The sequence below is a fragment of the Streptomyces sp. ITFR-21 genome (genome assembly GCF_031844685.1).
Classification (GTDB): Bacteria; Actinomycetota; Actinomycetes; order Streptomycetales; family Streptomycetaceae; genus Actinacidiphila.
In genome coordinates this window covers 6,266,555-6,286,727 of record NZ_CP134605.1, presented here as the reverse complement: position 1 = coordinate 6,286,727, position 20,173 = coordinate 6,266,555, and the positions used below count along the sequence as shown (strand labels likewise).

18 protein-coding genes are annotated in these 20,173 nt (G+C 74.8%); 2 read left to right on the top strand and 16 right to left on the bottom strand.

Annotated features, from left to right (window positions below; all coding sequences use genetic code 11):
* The first annotated feature begins 105 nt into the window (after nucleotides 1–105).
* Nucleotides 106–1,443 carry a helix-turn-helix domain-containing protein gene (locus tag RLT57_RS27840; protein WP_311300003.1) on the top strand — a complete coding sequence of 446 codons (1,338 nt, stop codon included), beginning with the start codon at nucleotides 106–108 and terminating at the stop codon, nucleotides 1,441–1,443.
* 255 nt (nucleotides 1,444–1,698) lie between these two features.
* Complete coding sequence (locus RLT57_RS27835) at nucleotides 1,699–2,970, top strand: enoyl-[acyl-carrier-protein] reductase FabV (protein ID WP_311300002.1); 1,272 nt, start codon at nucleotides 1,699–1,701, stop codon at nucleotides 2,968–2,970.
* Here the strand turns inward: RLT57_RS27835 and RLT57_RS27830 are convergent.
* From RLT57_RS27830 to RLT57_RS27755, 16 genes are all read right to left on the bottom strand, one after another.
* Nucleotides 2,924–4,150 carry an NAD(P)/FAD-dependent oxidoreductase gene (locus RLT57_RS27830; protein WP_311300001.1) on the bottom strand — a complete coding sequence of 409 codons (1,227 nt, stop codon included), beginning with the start codon at nucleotides 4,148–4,150 and terminating at the stop codon, nucleotides 2,924–2,926. The two genes, RLT57_RS27835 and RLT57_RS27830, sit on opposite strands and share 47 nt — an antisense overlap.
* Nucleotides 4,143–7,535 (bottom strand): S41 family peptidase, encoded by a 3,393-nt coding sequence (locus tag RLT57_RS27825; RefSeq protein ID WP_311300000.1) that lies wholly within the window; start codon nucleotides 7,533–7,535, stop codon nucleotides 4,143–4,145. The genes RLT57_RS27830 and RLT57_RS27825 overlap by 8 nt, the downstream gene beginning before the upstream one ends.
* Nucleotides 7,532–9,061, bottom strand: a complete 1,530-nt coding sequence (locus tag RLT57_RS27820) for an amino acid adenylation domain-containing protein (RefSeq protein ID WP_311299999.1) — start codon at nucleotides 9,059–9,061, stop codon at nucleotides 7,532–7,534. The genes RLT57_RS27825 and RLT57_RS27820 overlap by 4 nt, the downstream gene beginning before the upstream one ends.
* A 202-nt stretch (nucleotides 9,062–9,263) precedes the next feature.
* Complete coding sequence (locus tag RLT57_RS27815; protein ID WP_311299998.1) at nucleotides 9,264–10,280, bottom strand: beta-ketoacyl synthase N-terminal-like domain-containing protein; 1,017 nt, start codon at nucleotides 10,278–10,280, stop codon at nucleotides 9,264–9,266.
* Entirely contained in the window at nucleotides 10,277–11,476 is a 1,200-nt protein-coding gene (locus RLT57_RS27810) for a beta-ketoacyl-[acyl-carrier-protein] synthase family protein (RefSeq protein ID WP_311299997.1), read from the bottom strand. The genes RLT57_RS27815 and RLT57_RS27810 overlap by 4 nt, the downstream gene beginning before the upstream one ends.
* Nucleotides 11,477–11,483: 7 nt before the next feature.
* Entirely contained in the window at nucleotides 11,484–12,335 is an 852-nt protein-coding gene (locus RLT57_RS27805; RefSeq protein ID WP_311299996.1) for a 4'-phosphopantetheinyl transferase superfamily protein, read from the bottom strand.
* Nucleotides 12,332–12,913: a GNAT family N-acetyltransferase gene (locus tag RLT57_RS27800; RefSeq protein WP_311299995.1), complete on the bottom strand. Its 582-nt coding sequence runs from the start codon at nucleotides 12,911–12,913 to the stop codon at nucleotides 12,332–12,334. The genes RLT57_RS27805 and RLT57_RS27800 overlap by 4 nt, the downstream gene beginning before the upstream one ends.
* Nucleotides 12,910–13,410: a hypothetical protein gene (locus RLT57_RS27795; protein ID WP_311299994.1), complete on the bottom strand. Its 501-nt coding sequence runs from the start codon at nucleotides 13,408–13,410 to the stop codon at nucleotides 12,910–12,912. Before RLT57_RS27795 ends, RLT57_RS27800 begins: the two co-directional genes overlap by 4 nt.
* Complete coding sequence (locus RLT57_RS27790) at nucleotides 13,403–13,867, bottom strand: GNAT family N-acetyltransferase (RefSeq protein ID WP_311299993.1); 465 nt, start codon at nucleotides 13,865–13,867, stop codon at nucleotides 13,403–13,405. The genes RLT57_RS27795 and RLT57_RS27790 overlap by 8 nt, the downstream gene beginning before the upstream one ends.
* Nucleotides 13,864–14,373, bottom strand: coding sequence for a hypothetical protein (locus RLT57_RS27785; protein ID WP_311299992.1), 510 nt, complete (start codon nucleotides 14,371–14,373; stop codon nucleotides 13,864–13,866). Before RLT57_RS27785 ends, RLT57_RS27790 begins: the two co-directional genes overlap by 4 nt.
* Nucleotides 14,370–15,776 (bottom strand): MATE family efflux transporter, encoded by a 1,407-nt coding sequence (locus RLT57_RS27780; protein ID WP_311299991.1) that lies wholly within the window; start codon nucleotides 15,774–15,776, stop codon nucleotides 14,370–14,372. The genes RLT57_RS27785 and RLT57_RS27780 overlap by 4 nt, the downstream gene beginning before the upstream one ends.
* Nucleotides 15,773–16,666 carry a hypothetical protein gene (locus tag RLT57_RS27775; RefSeq protein WP_311299990.1) on the bottom strand — a complete coding sequence of 298 codons (894 nt, stop codon included), beginning with the start codon at nucleotides 16,664–16,666 and terminating at the stop codon, nucleotides 15,773–15,775. The genes RLT57_RS27780 and RLT57_RS27775 overlap by 4 nt, the downstream gene beginning before the upstream one ends.
* Nucleotides 16,659–17,798, bottom strand: coding sequence for an acyl-CoA dehydrogenase family protein (locus tag RLT57_RS27770; RefSeq protein ID WP_311299989.1), 1,140 nt, complete (start codon nucleotides 17,796–17,798; stop codon nucleotides 16,659–16,661). Before RLT57_RS27770 ends, RLT57_RS27775 begins: the two co-directional genes overlap by 8 nt.
* A complete protein-coding gene (locus tag RLT57_RS27765) occupies nucleotides 17,795–18,388 on the bottom strand; it encodes an acyl-CoA dehydrogenase family protein (protein ID WP_311299988.1) in 594 nt (197 codons plus the stop codon). Before RLT57_RS27765 ends, RLT57_RS27770 begins: the two co-directional genes overlap by 4 nt.
* Nucleotides 18,389–19,345, bottom strand: a complete 957-nt coding sequence (locus RLT57_RS27760) for a 3-oxoacyl-[acyl-carrier-protein] synthase III C-terminal domain-containing protein (protein ID WP_311299987.1) — start codon at nucleotides 19,343–19,345, stop codon at nucleotides 18,389–18,391.
* Nucleotides 19,342–20,163, bottom strand: coding sequence for a hypothetical protein (locus RLT57_RS27755; protein ID WP_311299986.1), 822 nt, complete (start codon nucleotides 20,161–20,163; stop codon nucleotides 19,342–19,344). The genes RLT57_RS27760 and RLT57_RS27755 overlap by 4 nt, the downstream gene beginning before the upstream one ends.
* Between the last annotated feature and the right edge of the window lie 10 nt (nucleotides 20,164–20,173).

The window sequence follows — 20,173 nt, the reverse complement described above, 5'->3', positions numbered from 1 at the left end:
ACTGTCATTGCTCCGGGTAACCCCGGGTCCCTAGCGTCATGGCCATGGCAGCGTCGTTCTCGGGGCCAGCCGGGACCCGTCGTGCGGAAGAACCTGGGAGACACCATGAAGTCCTCAGCGTGGACCATCGCGGCACCGAACACACCGGGTGAGCCACCGGAGCGGACCCGACAGCAGCATGAGTTCGGGGTCGCCCTCAGCACCTTACGGGTGCTGGTGGGGCTGACCCAGGAGGAGCTGTCGGAGAACTCCGGACTCAGTGTGCGGACCATTCGTAATCTGGAGAACGGGCACACCGAGCGCCCCCGGAAGAAGACCTGTGAGCTGCTCGCCCACGCGCTGGACCTGTCGGACACCGAGACCCGCAGCCTGCTGGCCGCGGCCGGCTGGGGAGTGCGGTCGCGTTCCGTACCGCTGACCGAGCTGCCGCAGCCGCGCTCCGAACTGCCCCTGACCGCGCCGGGCCTGGTGGGGCGGCAGGAGATCCTGGCCGGGGTGTGCCGCTACCTGTCAGGGGACGGCAGCACCTACCCGGCCGGCGGCGGACGGCTGGCCGTCGTCACCGGCCCGCCCGGATCGGGCAAGACCGCACTCGTCGCGCACGCCGCCCAGCTGCTGCGCGAGGAGTTCCCCGACGGCCAGATCTTCATCGACCTGGACGACTCCTCGCACGAGCCGCTGTCGCCGGCCGCGGTCGTCCTGCGGCTGCTGCGGTCGCTGCGCGGCGGCGAGCCGAGCGAGACCGGTGAGGAGCGGGCGGCGGCGCTGCGGGCGCTGCTCGCCGACCGGCGGGTGCTGGTGGTGGCGGACAACGCCGACAGCGAGGCGCAGATCCGCCCGCTGCTGACGGGTTCGCCGGGCAGCGCGGTGCTGGTGGCGGCCCGCCGCCAGTTGTGGGCGCTGCCGCAGAGCTACGCGGTGGAGCTGGATCCGCTGTCGCCGGAGGAGGCGGTGCTGGTGCTGGAGAACCTGCTCGGCCGGGACCGTACGGCAACCGAGCCGTCGGCGGTGCAGAGCATCGCCCTGTCGTGCGGCCATCTGCCGCTGTCGCTGCACGTCGCGGGGCTGTGGATCGCGGCTCGGCCGCACCGGCGGCTGCGCGAGCTGGCCGACCGGCTGGTGGACGAGAAGGACCGGCTGGACACCCTGCGGGTCGGCGACCTGTCGCTGCGGGCCAGCGTCGCCGCGTACTTCCGCCGGCTGGCCCCGGCCGAGCAGGAGGCACTGCACCGGCTCGGCGCGCTGCGAGGCTACTTCGACGTGGGCGACGCGGCGACCGCGCTCGGGGTCTCCCGCGCCACGGCCGCCGACCTCATCGATGACCTGACCCACCATCAGATGATATGGCTGAGCGGCCCGACGTCCGAGGGGCTGTTCCGCTACCAGCTGCACGACTCCGTCCGCCTGTACGCCAGCTGGGCGGCGGCGGGCGGCGCGTACTGAACGCTTCGCGGGACCGGGCCGCGCGGCGGGTGTGTGCTGGCGGGCGCGCCGCCCGCACACACCCGCCGCTCCCCCGCCGCCGCGCGGCCCGGCAACGCACCCCGGCCCAGCCGGCCGGCGGGACTCCTCCGACAACCCGACCGGCCCGCCGGGCGGTCCCCGTTACGACCCGACCGACCCCACCGGTCCCCGCCCCGCGGGATCCCCCCGGTCTCCTCGGCACGGCTTTTCCCCTCCTCACAGAGACGGTGCCCCATGAGTTCACGTGTGGTCCGCCCCGACGGGCGCGGCTTTCTGCTGTTCGACGCGCATCCGGCCGGGTGCGCCCGGCTGGTCGACGACCTGGCTGCGGAGGCGGGACCGCCGCTGCCGGCCGCCGGGCGGGCGGCGGCCGACCGTCCGGTGGCGGTGGTCATCGGGTCCAGCGCCGGGTACGGGCTGGCCGCGACGCTCGCCGGTGTGGTCCGGCACGGCATGCACGGCGTCGCGGTGTGCTTCGAGAAGCCGGCCGCGGCCCGCCGGACCGCCACCGCCGGCTGGTACCGGTCCCGGCGGGTCGCCCAGCTCGCCGAGCACCGCGGCAGCCGGCTCGAGTTCGTCAACGCGGACTGCTTCCAGGACAGCACCCGGGAGCGGGTGCTGTCGCTGGTCGAGGAGCGGTTCGGCCGGGTGGACCACCTGATCTACAGTGTCGCGGCGCCCCGCCGGCCCGACCCGCTGACCGGCCGGTCGCTGACCTCGGTGATCAAGCCGCTGGGCGCGCCCTACCCGGCCCGGATGCTGGGTTTCGACGACGCGGGCGCGCCGCGGCTGGTGGACACCTCGGTGGAGCCGGCCACCGAGGAGCAACGGCGGGCCACCGTGCACGTCATGGGCGGCGGCGACTGGGCGGCGTGGGTGACGGCGCTGGCCGGACGGAACCTGCTCGGCCCGCGCTTCCGGACGGTGGCCCTGTCGTACGTCGGCTCGGAGCTGACCGCGCCGATCTACCGGCGCGGCACGATCGGCGCGGCCAAGGACGACCTGGAGGCGACCGCCAGGCAGCTGACCGAAGGGCTGCTGGCCGAGCGCGGCGGCGCCGCGCTGACCTCCGTGAACGGGGTGGCCGTCACACCCGCCTCGATGGCCATCCCCGGGATCGCGCTGTACAGCGCGCTGCTGCGGCGGGTACTGGGCGAGCGGATGCAGTCGCCGCTGCGGCAGATGGTGCGGCTGTGGGACCTGCTGGCCGACGACGCGGCGCCGGCCACCGACGCGACGGGCCGGCTGCGGCTGGACGACTGGGAGCTGCTGCCGCAGGTGCAGGCCGAGGTGGCGGACGCCTGGCACCGGGTGGGCCCGGCGAACCTGGAGGAGTACGCCGACACGCAGTGGCTGCGCACCGAACTGCTCCGGCTCTACGGGTTCGAGGTGCCGGGCGTGGACTACACCGCCCCGGTGGAGACCGAGCTGCCCTGGCCGGAATCCACCGGGCCGGCCCTCACGTCCGTACCCGCCGGGCCTCCCGCTGGGCCTTCATCCATCTGATCGCCTGGGCCGCCGACTGCGCGCCCCGGTCCGCCGTCGCGGACTGGGGCGCGCCGCCCATGGCGGAGAAGAAGTCCTCGGTACGGGCCGGGTCGTCGGCCACCTCCCGCAGCATCAGCATCCGGTGCTCCGGCACCGACAGCCGGGCCATGGCCAGCGTGTCGTGGTAGTCGTCGATGAGCGCGTCGTACCGCTCGCGGGCGTACGCCTGGAGGGCCGCGGTCAGCCGCGGGCGGTCGTCGAGCACACCCGCGGTCCTGTCGGCCAGCAGCTGCGCCTGGATGAAGGCGTGGGTGATGCCGCGGGCGGTGATGGAGTCCCGCTGGTGGCCGGCGTCGCCGACCAGAGCCCAGCCGGGGCCGGCCGCCTCGCGGAAGAAGTTGCGCTGGTCGCCGGTGCCCATCAGCCGTTCGGTACGGCCGCCGGCCAGCATCCGCTCGTGCAGGCCGGGGGCGGCGGCGCGGACGTTGTCCAGGTAGGCGGTCATCGCGTCGGCGCGCACCCGGTCGAACTCGCGCTGCGGGAAGTACGCCTGCACCAGGGTCTGCCCGTCGTTGGTCGGCACCGCCCCGATCCAGCGGCCCTCGGCCTCGTACAGCTCGAAGTGGTCGGCGGCGCCGGCCCAGAAGGTGTAGTACACGCACGTCTTGGGGGCGTCCTCGACGAGGGTGGCGGCGCCGGCCAGCTCGGCGACGGTGGAGCGCATGCCGTCCGCGCCGATCACCAGGTGGGCGCGCTCCTCGGTACGGCCGCCGCGGGTCCGCAGCCGGACGCCGGTGACCCGGCCGTCGGCGTCGCGGAGCAGGTCCTCCACGGTGCACGACTGGCGGAACTCGGCTCCCGCCTCCACCGCGGCCTGCGCCAGCAGCGTGTCCAGGGTGTGGCGGCGGGGCGCGTAGGCGGCGGCGACGGAGTCGACCGGCCGGGAGCGGCCCTCCAGTCGTACGTCGCCGACGGTGTAGCTGACGTGGTCCAGGGCCGGGCACAGGGCGGCGACCCGGTCCAGCAGGCCCCAGCGGCGCAGGTGGGCGCCGCCGCGCTGCTGGATGTAGAGGGTGGACAGGGTGTCGCGGGGGAAGGCGGCCCGGTCCACCAGCAGCACCCGGTGGCCGGCTCTGGCGAGCAGCAGGGCGGTGGCGGAGCCCGCGCACCGGGCACCCACCACGATGGCGTCATACATGGCGTCGCTCTCCTGTTGGCTGCAGCGGGGTTCGGGGGGTGTGCGGCGGGCGGGCGGTGAGCTCGTCGAGCGCGACCTCGACCGCCCGCGCGAGCTGGGTGTCCAGACCCAGCAGGTGGTCGTGCGGGGCGATGCCGACCGGGACGTCGGGCTCGACGCCGCGGTTCTCCAGGCCGCCGCCGACCCCGTCGAAGTCGTAGACGTACTCGGGCTGGGTGGTGAGGGTGCCGTCGGCCAGCGGGAAGCGGGGTTCGGCCGCGATGACGCCGCCCCAGGTGCGGGAGCCGACCAGCGGGCCGAGCCCGGTCTGCCGGAACATGTGGGCGAAGATGTCGCCGTCGGAGCCGGTGTGCTCGTTGACCAGCGCCACCATCGGCCCGCGGGGTGCCTCGGCGGGGTAGGGCAGGGCGCCGTTCCAGCGGCCGAACTCGTAGCCGCGGCGGCGCCGGGAGAGCCGTTCGAGTACCAGCGGGGAGATGAAGCCGCCGCCGTTGAAGCGCACGTCCACGATCAGCGCCTCGCGGTCGTACTCGACGAGGAAGCCGCGCAGGAACTCCGCCCAGCCGCTTTCGAACATGTCGGGGACGTGCAGATAGCCGACCCGGCCGCCGGTGCACTCGTGGACGTGGGCGCGGTTGTCCCGGGCCCAGGCGCGGTAGCGCAGCACCGACTCGTCGGCGAGGGCGCGGACCGCGGCCAGGCGCGGCGGCCGCCCGGGACGGACCACGGTCAGTTCGACGTCCCGGCCGGCCCGCCCGACGAGGAGCTCACCGGGTCCGGCCGGGCCGGTGGGCACCCCGTCGACGGCGGTGATCAGGTCCCCGGGCCGGATGTCGGTCCCGGGGGCGGTGAGCGGGCTGGCCGCGCGCGGGTTCCAGGGGTCGCCGGCCGGCACCCGGGTGATCCGGAAGCCCGCGCCGTCCGGCACGAACTCGGCGCCCAGGAAACCCTGTTCGTACGAGGTCGGGCGCCGGTACTCCCCACCGGTCTCGTAGGCGTGCGAGGCGCCCAGCTCGGCCTGCATCTCCCAGATCAGGTCGGACAGCTCGGCGCGGCTGCCCACCAGGTCGAGCAGCGGCAGGTACCGGCGGTAGACCGCGTCCCAGTCCACCCCGGACATGCCCGGGTCCCAGTAGTGCTCGCGCTGCAGCCGCCACGCCTCGCGGAACATCTGCCGCCACTCCGCGCGCGGGTGGACGGGCACCAGGACCCGGTCCAGGGCGGCCCAGCCGGAGTCCCGGCCGGGCTCGCCGGCGGCGTCCTTGGGCTCGTCCTCGTCGCCGGGCGTGGCCGGCAGCACCCGCAGCCGGGCGCCGGCCTCGCACAGCAGGGTCCGCCGGGAGGCGTCGAGGTGGATGTCGTCGACGCCCTCGACGTACCGGACCAGGGCGCCGTCCGCCAGGTCGTAGGCGTCCACCACGCCGGTCGGCCCGGCGTCCTCCTCCGCCGCGCCGGAGGCGTCCGCGAGGAACTCCGGCGGGGCGGACAGCAGCAGCACCCCGCCGTGCGTGCCCAGTGCCCGGCGGTAGTCGCCGGCCGGCACCGGGAGCGCGGCGACCCGCTGGTCGAGGCCGGCGAAGTCGATCACGGTGGCCAGCGGCCGCTCCTCGGGCGCGGGCGGCGGCTGGTGGGCCGGCGACCAGGGCAGCGCGGTGCCGGGCAGCAGCGCCACGGCGTAGGGGTGGCCGGCCCGCGGGAACCCGAAGTCGAGGCTCAGCCGGTCCTGGACCGGGCTGAGGTCGCGCTGCCCGATGAAGTACAGGTAGCGCCCGTCCGGATCGAAGGAGGGGGCCCGGTCGCGCAGCACCGGCTCGGTGACGGTGCGGGTGCGTCCGGTGGCCGCGTCGGCGACCTTGATCGCCGAGGTGTGCGGGCCGCTCGGCCAGGTGTAGGCCAGCCAGCGCCCGTCAGCGGACCAGGCCAGGTCCGTGATGGGTCCGTACGGACTGTGGTCGAGCGGCCCGCGGGCGGCGTCCTGGAGGGTGCGGTGGGCGGCGCTGTCCAGGGGGCCGGTCCGCGGGCCGGGCTCCGCGCCTGCCCGGGTGCCGGGCCGGGGGCTCGTCGCGGGGTCCGGCGGGGTGTCCGGCCGGGCTCCGGCCTCCGGGTCCGACGGGGTGTCCGGCCGGGCTCCGGCCTCCGGGTCGGGCCGCGGGTCCACCGCGACCAGGTGGAGTTCGTGGCGGTTGGTGGCCAGGGCGAGCCAGCCGCCCGCCGGGGACGCGGTGAGCTCGCCGATCCGGCCGAGGTCGGGCAGCGGCAGCTCGCGCGGCTTCCCTGGCCGGTCGGCGTCCAGCACCGCCAGGTGCTCCGTCGGCCGGTCGTCCGCGCCCGCGGCCACCAGGCGGTCGCCGCCCGGCAGCCACTCCGGCAGCCGGTAGCGGGTGGCGCGCTGGTCGCCGTGGGCGCGGACCGGGCCGGCCCAGGGGTCCAGGGTGAACAGCCGACCGCGGGTGGTGATCGCCAGCCGGGAGCCGTCGGCGGACAGCCGCTGCCCGTCGAGGTAGCTCTCCGCGTCAACGAACCGCCGTTCGTGCTGGGCGCGGGTGAGCGGCGCGGACACCTCGACCGGCCGCGGCGGGCCGCCCTCGGCCGGGTCGAGCACGTACAGCCGGGCGCCGCACTGGTACACCAGCCGGGAGCCGTCGCCGGCCAGCGCGCGGACGTAGAAGTCGCGGTGGTCGGTGTGCCGGGTCAGCCCCGTGCCGTCGGGCAGGCAGGAGTAGACGTTGCCGGTGCCCTCGTGGTCGGAGACGAAGAAGACCCGCTCGCCGGTCCAGCAGGGGAAGGCGAGGGTGCCGGGCAGGTCCAGCAGCCGGTGGAAGACCGTGCCGTCCTGCTCGCCGCCGGTCCACAGCTCGCCCGCGGTGCCGCCGCGGTACCGCTTCCAGCGGGCCGGGTCGGTGGTGTTGCGGCCGATCACCAGCCGGCCGCCGGGGCCGTGGTCGATGGCGGTGGCGGGTCCGTAGGGCAGCGGGCGGGGCAGCCCGCCGGCCGGGTCGACGGCGAACAGGCGCTGCCCGAAGCCCTTGGGCTGCTCGGCGGTGGAGGCGTAGAGGATCTCGCCGGTGGCCGGGTGCCAGCCCAGTACGGTGCAGCGGGCGGCGGCCTGGAAGGTCAGCCGCCGGGCCGGGCCGCCGGGAACGGGCTGGACGTAGACCTCGGCGGGCCCGTCCTGGGTGCCGGTGTAGGCCAGTCGCCGGCCGTCGGGGGACAGCCGCGGGTGGCTGGACTCGCCGGCGCCCGCGGTGACCCGGCCGGCGGCGCCGCCGGCCGCGGGGACCAGCCACAGGTCGTCCTCGCAGACGAAGGCGATCAGGCCGGCGGCCAGGGACGGCTGGCGCAGGTACCCGGCGGTGGTGGCGGAAGCCGCGGCGGTGGCGGTCATGCCGCACCGCCGGGCAGCAGCCGGGCGGCGCGGGTCTTCAGCACGCCGCGGTCGGTCTTGCGGTTGGCGTTGAGCGGGAACTCCTCCAGGTGCTCGAAGAACAGCGGGATCATGTAGCGCGGGAAGAAGGTCGACAGTTCGTCGATGAGGTCGGCGGCGGGGCGGTGCCGGCCGAGGTAGAAGGCGACCAGTTCGTCGCCGGCGACCACGGCCACCGCGTCCTGCACGCCGGCGCAGCGGCGCAGGCCCCACTCGACCTCGGCGAGTTCCACCCGGACGCCGCGGATCTTCACCTGGTGGTCGCGCCGCCCGAGGTAGAGCAGTTCGCCGTCGGGCCGCACCCGGGCCAGGTCGCCGGTGCGGTACCAGCGCTGTCCGTCGTGGTGCAGGAAGCGGCCCTCGTCGTCGCCCGGGTCGAGGTACCCCGGGAACATCTGCGGACCGCTGACGCACAGTTCGCCGGTCTCGGGGTGCGGGCGGCCGTCGGCGTCGGCCAGCAGGTAGCGCGAGCCGGGGTGCATGGTGCCGATCGGCACCACGTCGTTGACGCAGGCGTCGGGCGAGGTGGCGTCGTCCCAGCGGTGGGCGCTGCAGGAGATGGTCAGCTCGGTCGGCCCGTAGAGGTTCTCCAGCCGGGACTGCGGGGCGGCGGCCTGCCAGTCGGCGGCGTCGTGCCGCAGCAGCGGCTCGCCGCAGAACAGGCTGTGGCGCAGGCCGCTCAGCGCGCCGGGGACCAGCCGGCGCAGCCGGCGGACCAGGGAGATCGCGCTCGGGGAGGAGAACCAGACGGTGATGCCGTGGTGGGCGACGAAGTCCGGCAGCGACACGAAGGCGGTCGGCGGCACGCTGACCAGCGTGCCGCCGCTCCCCCAGGCGCAGAACAGGTCGAACATCGCCAGGTCGAAGGTGAGGTCGAAGGTCTGCGAGAACACGTCGTCGGAGGTGAAGCCGTAGCGGTCGTGGACGTGCCGCAGGTAGGAGGTGACGTTGCGGTGCAGCACCGGGACGCCCTTGGGGCGGCCGGTGGAGCCGGAGGTGAACAGGATGTACGCCACGTCGTCGGGGGACGGGGTGCGCGGCTGCGCCAGCGGGGCGCCGCTGGGCTCGCCGACCACCGGGGCGCTGCCGAGTTCGTCGGCGAGTTCGGGCAGCAGCGGGATGCCCGAGTCGTCCACCAGCAGCGCGTCCAGGTCGGCCGCGGCGATCATCCGCCGGGTCCGTTCGGCGGGGAAGTCGGGGTTGAGCGGCACGACGGTGGCGCCGACGTATCCGGCGGCCAGCACACCCGCGTACGCCTGCTCGCTGCGGGCCGCCAGCAGGCCGACCCGGCGCGGGCCGCCGTCGGTGGCGCGCACCAGGGTGCCGGCCAGCGCGAGGGCGCGTTCGTGAAGCTGGCCGTAGCTGAAGCTCTTGGCGCCGATCCGCAGCGCCTCCGCGTCCGGGTCGCGGGCGGCGCCGCGCAGGAACCAGCCGTGCAGGCATCCTTCCGCGGTCACGGGGGCCAGGGTGTCGGTGGGTGTGTTCATCGCGGTCCTCCGGTCGGGCGCTGCGCTGGGACGAGTGCGGCGGCGGGGCGGTGCCGGCCCACGCGTGCGGTCATCAGCACCGCCAGCCGCAGGGCCCGGCGGGCGGCGCCGCTCACGGGACTGGGTTCGGGTCGCCGGCCGCGGGCCGGACCGGGCCCGCGGCGGGCGGCCCGGCCGAGCCCGCGGCCGGTGGCCGGGGCGGTCATGACGGGGTGGGGCCGGTGAGGACGGCGACGCCGGCCAGGCCGTCGGTGTCCACGGCCAGGACCAGCCCGGCGTCGTCCGGGCCCCAGGACCGGTCGCGGGCGGCGACCGCGGTCTCGGCGAGCTGGACGGCGGCGTGCGCGGTGTAGCAGTCGCCGGTCCGGTCCTCGTTGAGCACCGGTTCGACGGGCAGCAGGGCGGCGACGGCGGCGCGCGCCGCCGCGTCGACCCGGGGGTCGCCGGTGCGGCGGAGCGCGATCCGGCGGACCCGGCCGGCCGGCACGCCGGCCCGGTCCAGGGCGTCGGCGAGCAGTCCGCGCAGGTCGTCCGTACTGGCCGCGTCCAGGGTGCCGGTGACGACGGCGGCGATCCGGCCGAGCGCGGGCCGCTGCCCGGTGACCGCCACGTCCTCGCGTTCGACGACCAGGACCGCGGCCGCCTCGCCGAGCACCGCCTCGGGGCGGACGGCGGCGGCCAGCCATGCCTCGTACCGGCCGTACTCCTCCGATGCGCCGACCAGCATGGTGTCCACGTGGCCGGCGCGCAGGGTCAGTTCGGCGTGCCGCAGGGCGTTGATGCCGGCCACCGGGCCGCCGGCCACCGTGGAGTTGGCGCCGCGCAGGCCGTGCTGGATGGCGACCGCCCCGGCGGCGGTGTTGATCACCAGGTTCGGGAAGGCCGCCGGGTCGACGTTGTACGGGCGGGGCTGCTCGAAGGTCTCGCTGCCGAAAGTGACGGTGCCGCTCACACTGCCGCAGAACGTGCCGAGCGTGACGCCGACCGCGTCCTGGTTGTTGTCGGTGATGTCGAGTCCGGCGTCCTTGAGGGCGACCCCGCACGCCTCCATGGCCAGCAGGGTGCTGCGGTGGTTGAACCGGGCGGTCCTGCGGCCGAGCGAGGCGACCGGGTCGAAGTCCTGGACGACGAACGCCCGCCTCCCCGGGTGGTCCTCGTCCACGGGCCGCGGGCCGCGCGGGCCGACGTATCCGGTACCGGTGACGACCAGGGCACTCATTGCGCGCTCCCGAGCATGACGATGGCGTTGTTGCCGCCGAAGGCGAAGCCGTTGTTCTGGGCGACCCGCACCTCGGTGGACCGGGACCGGTTCGGCACCGGGTCGACCCCGGCGAGTTGGGGGTCGTGGGTGACGTGGTTGACGGTCGGCGGCAGGAAGCCGTCGTGGATGCTGAGCGCGCACGCCGCGGCGCCGAAGCCGCTGGCCGCGCCCATGGTGTGGCCGAGCATGGACTTGATGGAGCTCATCGGCGGCGGCTGCTCGCCGAACACCGAGCGGATGGCGGTGCTCTCCACCAGGTCGTTGGTACGGGTGCCGGTGCCGTGCGCGCAGATGTAGTCGACCTGGTCGGGGCTGACCCCGGCCCGCTTGTGGGCCAGCCGTACGCAGCGGGCGATGCTGTCCGCGTCCGGGGCGACCGGATGGCGGGCGTCGCAGGTCATCGCCCAGCCGAGGATCTCGGCGTAGATCCGGGCGCCGCGGTCGCGGGCGCTGTCGAGGGTCTCCAGGACCAGCGCGACCCCGCCCTCGGCGGTGAGGATGCCGCTGCGGTCCCGGTCGAAGGGGCTGCACCGCTCGGCGGTCAGCGCGCCCAGCCGGTGGAAGCCGGCGTGCAGGAAGCGGTTCACCGAGTCGGCGCCGCCGGCCACCGCGACGTCGGCCTCGCCGAGGGTGATCAGGTCGTAGGCGTGGCCGATCGCGTAGTTGCCGGCCGCGCACGCGGTGCCCAGGGTCACCGCCTCGCCGCGCAGGCCGAGTTCCTCGGCCACCGCGAGTCCCAGCCGGGAGGTCGGCAGTTTGGCCGCCGCCTCCCGGTCCGGGACGCCGATGCCGTTCTCGTGCCAGGACGCGGTGATGTCGACCAGCGGCAGCAGCTCACCGGTGGTGGTGCCCACGACCGCGGCGGTCCGGGTCGGGGGCGGGTCGATCCCGGCGTCCTCGACCGCGAGCCGGGCCGCGGCGGCGGCGAACAGCGAGGACCGTCCCCAGTCGGCCGGCGACAGCCGCCGCAGGATGTCCTGGGGCCGGAAGTCGCGTACCTCGCCCGCCACGACCCGTTCGAACCCGGTGGTGTCGAAGGAGGTGATCGGGCCCACGCCGGAGCGGCCGGCCCGCAGTCCCTCGCCGAAGGCGTGGACGCCCACCCCGATCTCCGAGACGGGTCCGATGCCCGTGATGACGACGCGTCGGTTCATGACCTGGTCACCAGCCCGCTGCCTCGGCGACGACCTCGTAGGTCCCGCGCAAGCTGGTCATCCGGCTCGACTCCGACTCCGCGATCCGGATGTCGTAGCGCTTCTCCAGGTGGGTGAGCAGTTCGATCGCCAGCAGCGAGTCGGTGCCGAGGTCGTCCAGGAAGGACTCGGCGGCGACGACCTCCTCGGTGGAGACCGAGAAGAGGTCGGCGGCCATCGCCGCTATTTCGTCGAGCCGGGTTTCCTCGGTCTCGGTGACGGTCTGTTCCATGGCGCGCTCCTTGTCGTGAGGATCGTGAGGATCGTGAGGGTCGGGAGGGTCCGGAAGATCGAGACGTCGGGGAAGGCCGTGCGGGGCGTGGGGCCCGGGCCGGCCGGGGTCGACGTGGCCGTTCAGGTCGTTCAGGTCGTGCGGGTCGTGCCGCTCCTGCGTGCCGTGCCGGTCGTAGCCGCCGGACCGCTCGTCCCGCCGCGGCGGGGCGGGTCGGGTGAGGGCCGCCGCGGCCACGGCGACCACCAGGTCGACCTGGTGGGTGAGGGAGACGACGATCTCGCCCACCCCGGCCTCGTCCGCCAGCTGCCGGGCGCCGCCGTGCAGGACCACCGCCGGCGCTCCCCAGCGGTCGCTGGTCACCTCGATGTCCCGCCAGCGCAGGCCCTGGCCGAAGCCGCGGCCCAGCAGCTTGCAGGTCGCCTCCTTGACGCAGAACCGGCCGGCCAGCCGCTCCTCGTACCGCTCCGGCCCCAGCGCCCTGGCCTGCGTCAGCTCGGTCTCGGTGAACAGCACTTGCGGGTAACGGTGGTGGTTGGCCACCCGGGAGAAGCGGGACACCGACATCAGGTCCACACCGATCCTCATGTGCCCTCCTCGATCGCGCTGCGGATCCGGGCGCTGAGGTCGACACGCCTGCGCTGCTCGGCGGCGCGCCACTCACGGAACGCCGCCACCCGCCGGGTCCAGAAGCGGGCGGTGCGCCAGCTGCCGACGGTGTAGGAGTCGTAGGCGCAGCGCACCCGGCTGAGCTCCTGCATCTCGTCGCTGGAGTGCAGCATGGTGTTGTGCTCCAGCACCTGGTCGATGACGACCTGCATGTTCAGCTCGTCGTACAGATAGCCGCGGGCGGCGTTGATGGTGGGCGGGCCGAAGCCGCCCCGGTAGCGCGGCAGCAGCGCGAAGGAGAGCTCGCAGCACTGGCTGCGCCAGTCCAGGTCGGTCACCCACAGGAAGCCGATCACCTGGCCGTCGGCGCGGGTGGCGGTGTAGATCCGCTTGGTGTCCTGCTGCTCGGCGATGGTCCGCAGCTGGCCGCGGGTCAGTTCGTCGTCCCCCGTGGTGACGGCGAAGTCGGTGAGGTTGGCCTGGAAGCTGTCCTCGTGCAGCAGTGCGGTGCGCAGCGGCACGTCCTGCTCGGTGAAGTGCCGGATCAGGATCTTCATTGCGGCTCCAGCGGCAGATGGTGGAGGTGTGCGTCGTGGTAGGCGCCGGACCGGTACCAGTGCCCGCGCAGCACCCCGACCTCGGTGAAGCCGGACGCGGCCAGCGCGGTCCTGGCCGGCTCGTCCGCGCCGGTGACCGCGACCAGGGAGGTGTGCCGCCGGTAGACCCGCAGGAACTCGGCGAGTGCGGCGAGCGGTTCGGGGTCGGCGGAGGTGGTGGCGACCACCGCCTGCCGGGGGTTGCCGGGGTTCGGCCGGGCGCCGACCAGGGCGTCGCCATGGGCGAAGACCGTCGCGTCCTGCTCGGCGAGCAGCCGGACGATCAGCGCGTCGTTCTGGGTGACCGGGTCCAGGTCGAGGAAGCCGCGGGTGCCGCCGGTCCGCAGCCGGGCGGCGGCCTCTGCGGGGGCGAGCGGGGCGAGCGCGGTGACCTGGCCGGCCGGGGCGGGGGTGTCCGCCGGCGCGGGGGCGGCCGGGGCGGTCCGGGTGTCAGACATCGCGCAGCACCCCCCAGACCTCGCGGTCGACGGTGCCGCCGTCGTGCCACAGCGCCTGCGGCCAGCGGGCCTCGCGGACGAACCCGGCCGCCTCCAGCGGCTCGGTGGACGCGCCGGCCAGCGGGGTGAAGGTGCCGTGGACCCGCCGCAGGCCCAGTACGTCGAAGGCGTGGGCCACGGCCTGGGCCAGCACCGTCTTGGCGTCGGCCGCCGCCTCCTCGCGCAGACCGGTCTCCAGCCGTCCGCGGCGGGCGATCCAGTCGATGCCGGTGATCCGGACGAACGCGGTGTCGCGGATCACGTACAGCCGCTCGTCCCCCCGCCCGCCGGGCGGCGGCACGCTGACCGGTTCGGCCAGGGCGGGGCGCGGGCCGAGCGGCAGGCCGAGCAGCTCGCCGCGCAGCCAGTGGCCGTGCAGCAGGTCGCGGTCGGTGTCGCGGTATCCGCTCAGTCTCATGGCCGGTCCATCCAGATCTGCGAGAAGTAGTGGTAGCCGTAGCGGTGTCCGTCGTGCAGGACCACGCCGTCGAGCAGCCCCTCGTAGCGCAGGCCGAGTTCGTGCAGTGTCCGGGTCCAGCGCTCGTCGAACTCGCCGGCCCGCACGGTCAGCCGGACCACCTCGGTCCGCAGCCGCAGCGCCGCCACGACCTGGCGGTAGGCGTCCTGCCACTGCTCGTCGGACAGGGCGGCGCTCAGCCTCAGGTCCAGCGAGTAGTGGCAGGCGTGCTCGCCGCCGGTCGGCTCGGCCGCCCACAGGCCGGCCGGCAGGCCGTCCGCGGTGATCAGGTGGGTGCCGTCGCCGGCCAGTTCGGTGATCTCGGCCTGGGAGAGGGTGTCGGGCTGCGCGGTGCGGAAGAAGAAGTCCGGTCGGGCGAACAGGTCCAGTACCGCCGGGAGGTCGGCGCCCGTGACGGGGCGGCCGGCCCAGGCGGTCGCCGGCCCGGCGGTGGACAGGGTGGTCATGCCTGCTCCTGTACGGGTTCGGGGCCGCGCGGCAGTACGCGCGGTCGCAGGGCGGCGCGGCTGGCGGCCGGCAGTCCGGTGATCAGGCTGGCGGCGGCGGCGATGGCCATCGTCCAGTACAGGGCGGTGACGTCGTGCCGGACGTGGACGGCGATCCAGCCGACCACCAGGATCGCGGCGAAGTAGCTGCTGTTGAGGATCACCGCCAGCAGGCCGTGGCCGACCTGTTCCATGACGGTGAGCACGGTGAGCATCAGGCCGGTGCAGCCGAACACCGGGCCGACGATGGCCAGGAAGTGCCGTGCCTGGTGGGCGACGGCGGGGTCGCCGGAGAGCAGGTCGGCCAGCGGGCCGCCGGCCACCAGCATCACCACGGTCACCAGCGCGTACCCGGCGGCGGCCAGCAGCAGCCCGCGCCGGAACACCGTGCGGGCCTCGGCCAGGCCGCCGCCGGCCAGGTTCTGGTTCATCAGCACCGAGACCGCCGAGCCGAGGCCGATCGCGGGGACGATGACGGCGGTCTGCACGGTGTAGCCCACGGTGAATCCGGCCACCGCCTGCTGGCCGGCCGGTGCCACGATCCGCAGCAGCACCAGGTTGACCACGGCCAGCACGACCGACGAGGCGCCGACCGGCAGGCCGATCCGCAGCAGCGTCCGCGGCGTCTGCGGCAGCCAGCCGCGCAGGGTGCCGGGGGTGAGCACCCCGGCGCGGGCCAGCACGACCGTGCCGAGCGCGATCTCCACCAGCCCGGCGGCGCCCGCGGCGAACGGGACGACCATCAGGCCGCCGCCGAGCACCGGCCCGGCGACGATGATGATGCCGAGGTTGAGCGCCACGTACAGGGCGGTGATGACGGCGGCCACGCCGGTACGGCCCAGGCCGCGCAGCACCGACGAGGTCAGTTCGCCGAGCATGCCGAGCAGGGCGGCGCCGGCCATGGCCGCCAGGAAGGTGTGGAAGGTGCCGCTGCGGTCGCGGGCGATCTCCACGGCGTCGCCCAGCGGGCCGCTCAGCGCCACCAGCAGCGCGCCGAGCAGCACGAACACCACCGTCCCGGCGCGGGCGACGCTGCCGAGGTGGCGGGAGATCAGCGACGGCTCGCCGCGGCCCCACGCCTGGGCGACGCACACCTGCAAGGTGACCGCGAGGCCGGTGGTCACCGCCAGGAAGAGGTACGCGATGGGCGTGTAGACCGAGCGGACGTACAGCGCGTCGCCGCCGATCCGGCCGATGAGTCCGGTGACCACCACCTGCGAGCCGATGCCGGTGGCGGTGGAGAGCACCATGGGCAGTGCCATCCGCAGGATCCGCCGGTAGGAGACGGCCGAGCCGTCCGGGGCGGCGGGCGGCGCCGCGGCCTGTTCCTCCACTGCCTCGCCGTTCAGCGTGTCGTTGCTCATGCTCCGGCGCTCCTCGGGCCGTTGTGCGCGTCGGCCAGTTCGAGGCCGGCGGTGTCCGCCGCGCGCAGCAGCAGCCAGCCCTCCCGGTGTTCGCCGCGGGTGTGCAGCAGCAGCCGGTCGCCGTCGGCGATCCGGCCGTCGGCCAGCGCCCGGCCGAGCGCGATCCAGCCGTCGCAGGCGCGGCGGCCGGTGAAACGGTGGTCGGCGGCGTTGCGGGGCCAGGCGCCGGGCGTGCCCTCGCCGACGGCGAGGACCTCCAGCGGGCCGGGGCCGCGCCGCACCCGCAGGGCGACCGCGGCGGCCGGCACCGGGCCGAGCCGGGAGTCGGCGAAGAGGACTTCGTCGCAGACCAGCGCGGTCGCGCCGGGCCCTTCACCGACCGCCCAGTCGAGCAGGTCGAAGACGGCGGTGCCGCCCAGTTCGTCGAGGTGGGTGATGCCGGTGTCCTCGCCGGCCCAGTCCGCCTCGTGCACCAGCCGGGCCAGGGTGGCCACGTACGGGTCGGGCAGCGGCCCGGACCGTACGTAGTACAGCGGCTGCGGCCGGTCGGGGCGGCCGAGGGCGGCCAGCGCCATGGCGCTGACGTTCTTGGTGTCGCCGGAGTCGGTGAGCATCTCCAGCCGGTCCAGCGGTATGTCGTTGAGGTCGGCGACCGCCCGCACCAGCGGCAGCAGGTCGTCGTCCGCGGCGAGCCCGGCCACCGGCCGGTAGTCGGGCTGCTCCTGGACGGCGACGCCGACCGCGGTGACGCTGAGGCCGGTCGCGGAGGCGATCGAGACGGCGGGGTCCGGCGCGGAGTCCGGGGCGGCGTGCAGGGCGGGGTCCGGGGCGGGCGTCTCCAGGAGGGCGGTCTCCCCGGGGGTCTTGCGCGCGGGGCCGGTGTCAGACATCCGCGTCCCCCGCCTGGTAGCCCTTGGCCACGTGCAGCCGCTGGATGTTGCCGGTGCCCTCCATGAACTCGAAGGCGCACACGTCCCGGCTCCACTTCTCCAGCAGCGGGTGCTCCAGCAGGCCGGCCGGGCCGAGCGCGCCGCACGCCCAGCGGGAGATCTGCTCGGCCATCCCGGTGGCGCCGACCTTGGCGACGTTCGACAGGTAGCCGCGCTCCGGGTCGCGGTCGATCCGCGCGGCGGCCTCGTAGATGAGCTCGCGGGCGGCCTCGGCCCTGTTGGTGGCCTGGTGGATGCCGGGGGCGTTCTTGCGGTACTCCGCGACGTACTCGGTCATGGCCAGTGCGGTGCCGACCGCGGCGGCGGCCACCTGGATGCGCATGTTGTTGAAGGTCTTGATCGCGCCCCACATGCCGCGCCGGGTGACCGGCAGGTGCCGGCCGAGCAGCATGTCGCCGGCCACCGGTACGCCGTCGAAGCGCAGTTCGCTCAGGTAGGCGCCGCGCAGGCCGATCATGTCGAGGCGCTCGCCGTACCAGCCGGGCCCGCCGGGCTCGACCAGGGCGGCGCGGATGGACAGCGCGGACGGGCCGGTGCGGGCGAAGACCACGCCGATGCCGCCGCGGGCGCCGTTGCCGATGTAGCGCTTCTTGCCGTGCAGCAGCCAGCCGTCGCCGCCGTCGCGCTCCAGCCGGGTCTCCATGGCGGTCGCGTCGTTGCCGCGGCCGGGTTCGGTCATCGCGAAGAAGGTGTGCACCCGGCCGCCGTGCAGCTTGGTGAAGAACCGCTTCTGCTGCTCGTCGTCGCCCAGCAGCCGGACGATGACGCCGGCCAGCGCGGGGCCGGGCGCGGCCAGGATCATCCCGGCGTCGCCGCGGGCGAGTTCCAGCGTGCCGACCACGGTCTCCAGGCAGGAGGACTCGTCCAGCAGGTCGTCGGTGAGACCGGGCACCGGCTCGCGGTACGCCTCCGGGGTGCCGGCCCGCCGCATCAGGGCGAAGGTCGGGGAGTCGAAGTGCTGCTCCATCGCGTCCGGGTCGGCGTCCACCGACAGCGCCCGGGCCCGCAGGTCCTCGGCCGCCTCACGGGTGGCGTCCCGTATCGCGCGCAGCCTCGCGTCGAAGTCGATCATTCCTCTGCCCCCTGTCTGCCGATCCACGTGTTGGCCACCAGCGACGAGACGTACAGCGCCCGTGCCGGGTGGTCTGCGATGTAGCCGATGGCGCCGAAGAGCTTGGCCACCTGCCGTCCCAGGTCGTCGATCCGGTTGTGCAGGTCGCCGACCGCCGCCGGGTCGGTCCGCGACTGCGCGTAGGCCCGCAGCAGCTCCACCTCGCCGATGATGTCGGCGATGTTGCCGGTGACCATCTGCTTGCGGATCAGCGGCTCGCCGCCGCCGGTGCGCTCCGTCAGGTGCTCGACGGCCTGGTCGAGCAGCCGGCGGGCCAGGCCCAGCCGGACCGCGGCCAGCAGCCGGCCGACCTCGGCCACCCGGGGGCCGCCGGGTCGCTCCCCCGGGCACTCCACGAAGACCACGTCCTCGCGGTCGGCGATGCTGTGGGTGCGTACGCTGCTCCCGGCCGGCACCTGCCGGATACTGACCGCGGCATAGCGGCCGGGCGCCGTACCGGTCACCTCGATCCCGGACAGGGCGGCGTCGAGACCCGCCGCGAGTCCCTCGTCTCTCGCTGTCCTCTCGCATTCCTGCATGGCGGTGCTCATTCAGTCCTCCGCGACTTCGAAGATGAACGCCTGGAAGTAGGCGCCCTGTCCGAGTGAGACGAGCGCGCAGCGGTCGCCGGGGCGCAGCCGTCCCGTTCGGTCGGCGTGGTCGAGCGCCATCAGCGCGTCCGCGCCGAAGTTGTGGCCCTGCCGGGGGATCAGGTCCAGGCAGATCCGGTCCTTGGGGATGCCCGACTCGCTGCTGAAGGTGCGCCAGAACATCCGGTTGGACAGGTGCGGCATCACCCAGTCGATGTCGCCGAGGCCGAGGCCGGCCTCGTGCGCGGCGCGGCGTACGGTGACGACCGCCTGCTCGGCGCAGACCTTGCCGAACAGCGCGAACTCCTCCGCCGTCATCCGCAGGTTGCTGTGGAAGCGGGCGTCACGGCCGGCCGCGCCGCTGAGGTACCGGAACCGGGCCGGGCGGCCGGGACCGGTGCGGTGCACCATGAAGGCCACCACCCCGTCCCCGCCGACCGTCATGCCCGGTACGAACCGGGACCGGTCGTTGATGCTGCCGTGGTCGCCGCCGAGTACCAGTACCCGGTCGTCGGGGTCGGCCCCGGGCCGGGCCAGGAAGCGGCGGCCCAGCTCGATGGAGCGCAGTACGGAGGTGCAGTTGATGTGCGAGAGCCCGTAGAAGCGGGCGCCGGGCAGGCCCAGTTCGGCGCGGAGCCGGTCGGGGAAGCCGCCCCGGTAGCCGAACTCCTGGGTGAGCAGGGTGTGCCCGTACAGGACGAGTCCCGCCGTGCCGCCGTCGAGGGCGGCACGGCCGGCCTCGGCCAGCAAATCCTCAGTCCGCTCGCCGTCGGCGAGGGTCGGGCTCTGCTGGAGTCCGTAGACCTTGGCGAACATCTTGCGTTCGGTGACGCCGCGGTCGAGCCGGGTCAGGACGTCGTCGACCGGCTCCATCCGGCTGGGCAGCCGGACCGCGATACGGGACAGGCCGGTGGTCATGACAGCTGCCCCTGCTCGGGGTCCGGCCGGCCGTCCGGCACCAGCAGGCAGCTGTGGAAGCGGCCGCCCGCCCGGTCGTAGTCGGCGATCAGTACCGGTTCCGCGACCGGCCATACCCGGCCGAGCTCCGCCCACACCCCGGTGCACCAGGCGTCCGGCGAGGCCGCCTCGACACGGTCGGCGACCGGTGAGCCGGCCACCTCGGCGGCCAGCACCGGGCCGATCAGCGCCCTGACCCCGGCGTGCCCGGCCAGGGCCCGCTCCAGGGCCTGCGCCGGTGACAGGTCGCCGGCCTCGCGGGTGCGCACCTCGGTCAGCTCGGTGACCAGCAGGTCGCCCTCGGCGTCCAGCCGGATCATGACCGCCGCGTCCGGGCGGGCCTGCACCTCCTCGTCGGCCTCCCACACCGCGCCGTTCTGGTCGTAGACGAACAGCGCGCCGTGCCGCAGTTCGCCGAGCGCGGTCATGCCGGCCGCGATCCGCAGCGCGGTGAAGACCGCGCCCGGACCCTGCTCGGCGACCGAACACGGCACCGGGGAGCCGGGCAGCTGCGCGAGGTAGCAGCCGGCCACGTCGGAGTAGTAGAGGTCCGGCGACTGGTAGGCGAGGAGTACCGCGTCCAGCTCGGGCAGCGGCTCCGGCAGCTTCGCCAGGAGCGCGTCGCTCATCGCGATGAAGCCGTTGCCGCTGCGCGCGAGGAAGGACTCGAACTCGTCGCCCCGGCCGTACGCCTTGAGCATGTCGTGGGCGAGCTGGACGTCCCCGCCGATCAGCGGTTGGGTACGCTCCCCGAACACCTCGTGGACGATGCCGGACAAGCGGACCCCG

Excerpts from the sequence above, each read along its gene's own strand:
- RLT57_RS27840 (WP_311300003.1), top strand. The coding sequence starts at position 106 with ATGAAGTCCTCAGCGTGGACCATCGCGGCACCGAACACACCGGGTGAG.
- RLT57_RS27835 (WP_311300002.1), top strand. The coding sequence starts at position 1,699 with ATGAGTTCACGTGTGGTCCGCCCCGACGGGCGCGGCTTTCTGCTGTTC.
- RLT57_RS27830 (WP_311300001.1), bottom strand. The coding sequence starts at position 4,150 with ATGTATGACGCCATCGTGGTGGGTGCCCGGTGCGCGGGCTCCGCCACC.
- RLT57_RS27825 (WP_311300000.1), bottom strand. The coding sequence starts at position 7,535 with ATGACCGCCACCGCCGCGGCTTCCGCCACCACCGCCGGGTACCTGCGC.
- RLT57_RS27820 (WP_311299999.1), bottom strand. The coding sequence starts at position 9,061 with ATGAACACACCCACCGACACCCTGGCCCCCGTGACCGCGGAAGGATGC.
- RLT57_RS27815 (WP_311299998.1), bottom strand. The coding sequence starts at position 10,280 with ATGAGTGCCCTGGTCGTCACCGGTACCGGATACGTCGGCCCGCGCGGC.
- RLT57_RS27810 (WP_311299997.1), bottom strand. The coding sequence starts at position 11,476 with ATGAACCGACGCGTCGTCATCACGGGCATCGGACCCGTCTCGGAGATC.
- RLT57_RS27805 (WP_311299996.1), bottom strand. The coding sequence starts at position 12,335 with ATGAGGATCGGTGTGGACCTGATGTCGGTGTCCCGCTTCTCCCGGGTG.
- RLT57_RS27800 (WP_311299995.1), bottom strand. The coding sequence starts at position 12,913 with ATGAAGATCCTGATCCGGCACTTCACCGAGCAGGACGTGCCGCTGCGC.
- RLT57_RS27795 (WP_311299994.1), bottom strand. The coding sequence starts at position 13,410 with ATGTCTGACACCCGGACCGCCCCGGCCGCCCCCGCGCCGGCGGACACC.
- RLT57_RS27790 (WP_311299993.1), bottom strand. The coding sequence starts at position 13,867 with ATGAGACTGAGCGGATACCGCGACACCGACCGCGACCTGCTGCACGGC.
- RLT57_RS27785 (WP_311299992.1), bottom strand. The coding sequence starts at position 14,373 with ATGACCACCCTGTCCACCGCCGGGCCGGCGACCGCCTGGGCCGGCCGC.
- RLT57_RS27780 (WP_311299991.1), bottom strand. The coding sequence starts at position 15,776 with ATGAGCAACGACACGCTGAACGGCGAGGCAGTGGAGGAACAGGCCGCG.
- RLT57_RS27775 (WP_311299990.1), bottom strand. The coding sequence starts at position 16,666 with ATGTCTGACACCGGCCCCGCGCGCAAGACCCCCGGGGAGACCGCCCTC.
- RLT57_RS27770 (WP_311299989.1), bottom strand. The coding sequence starts at position 17,798 with ATGATCGACTTCGACGCGAGGCTGCGCGCGATACGGGACGCCACCCGT.
- RLT57_RS27765 (WP_311299988.1), bottom strand. The coding sequence starts at position 18,388 with ATGAGCACCGCCATGCAGGAATGCGAGAGGACAGCGAGAGACGAGGGA.
- RLT57_RS27760 (WP_311299987.1), bottom strand. The coding sequence starts at position 19,345 with ATGACCACCGGCCTGTCCCGTATCGCGGTCCGGCTGCCCAGCCGGATG.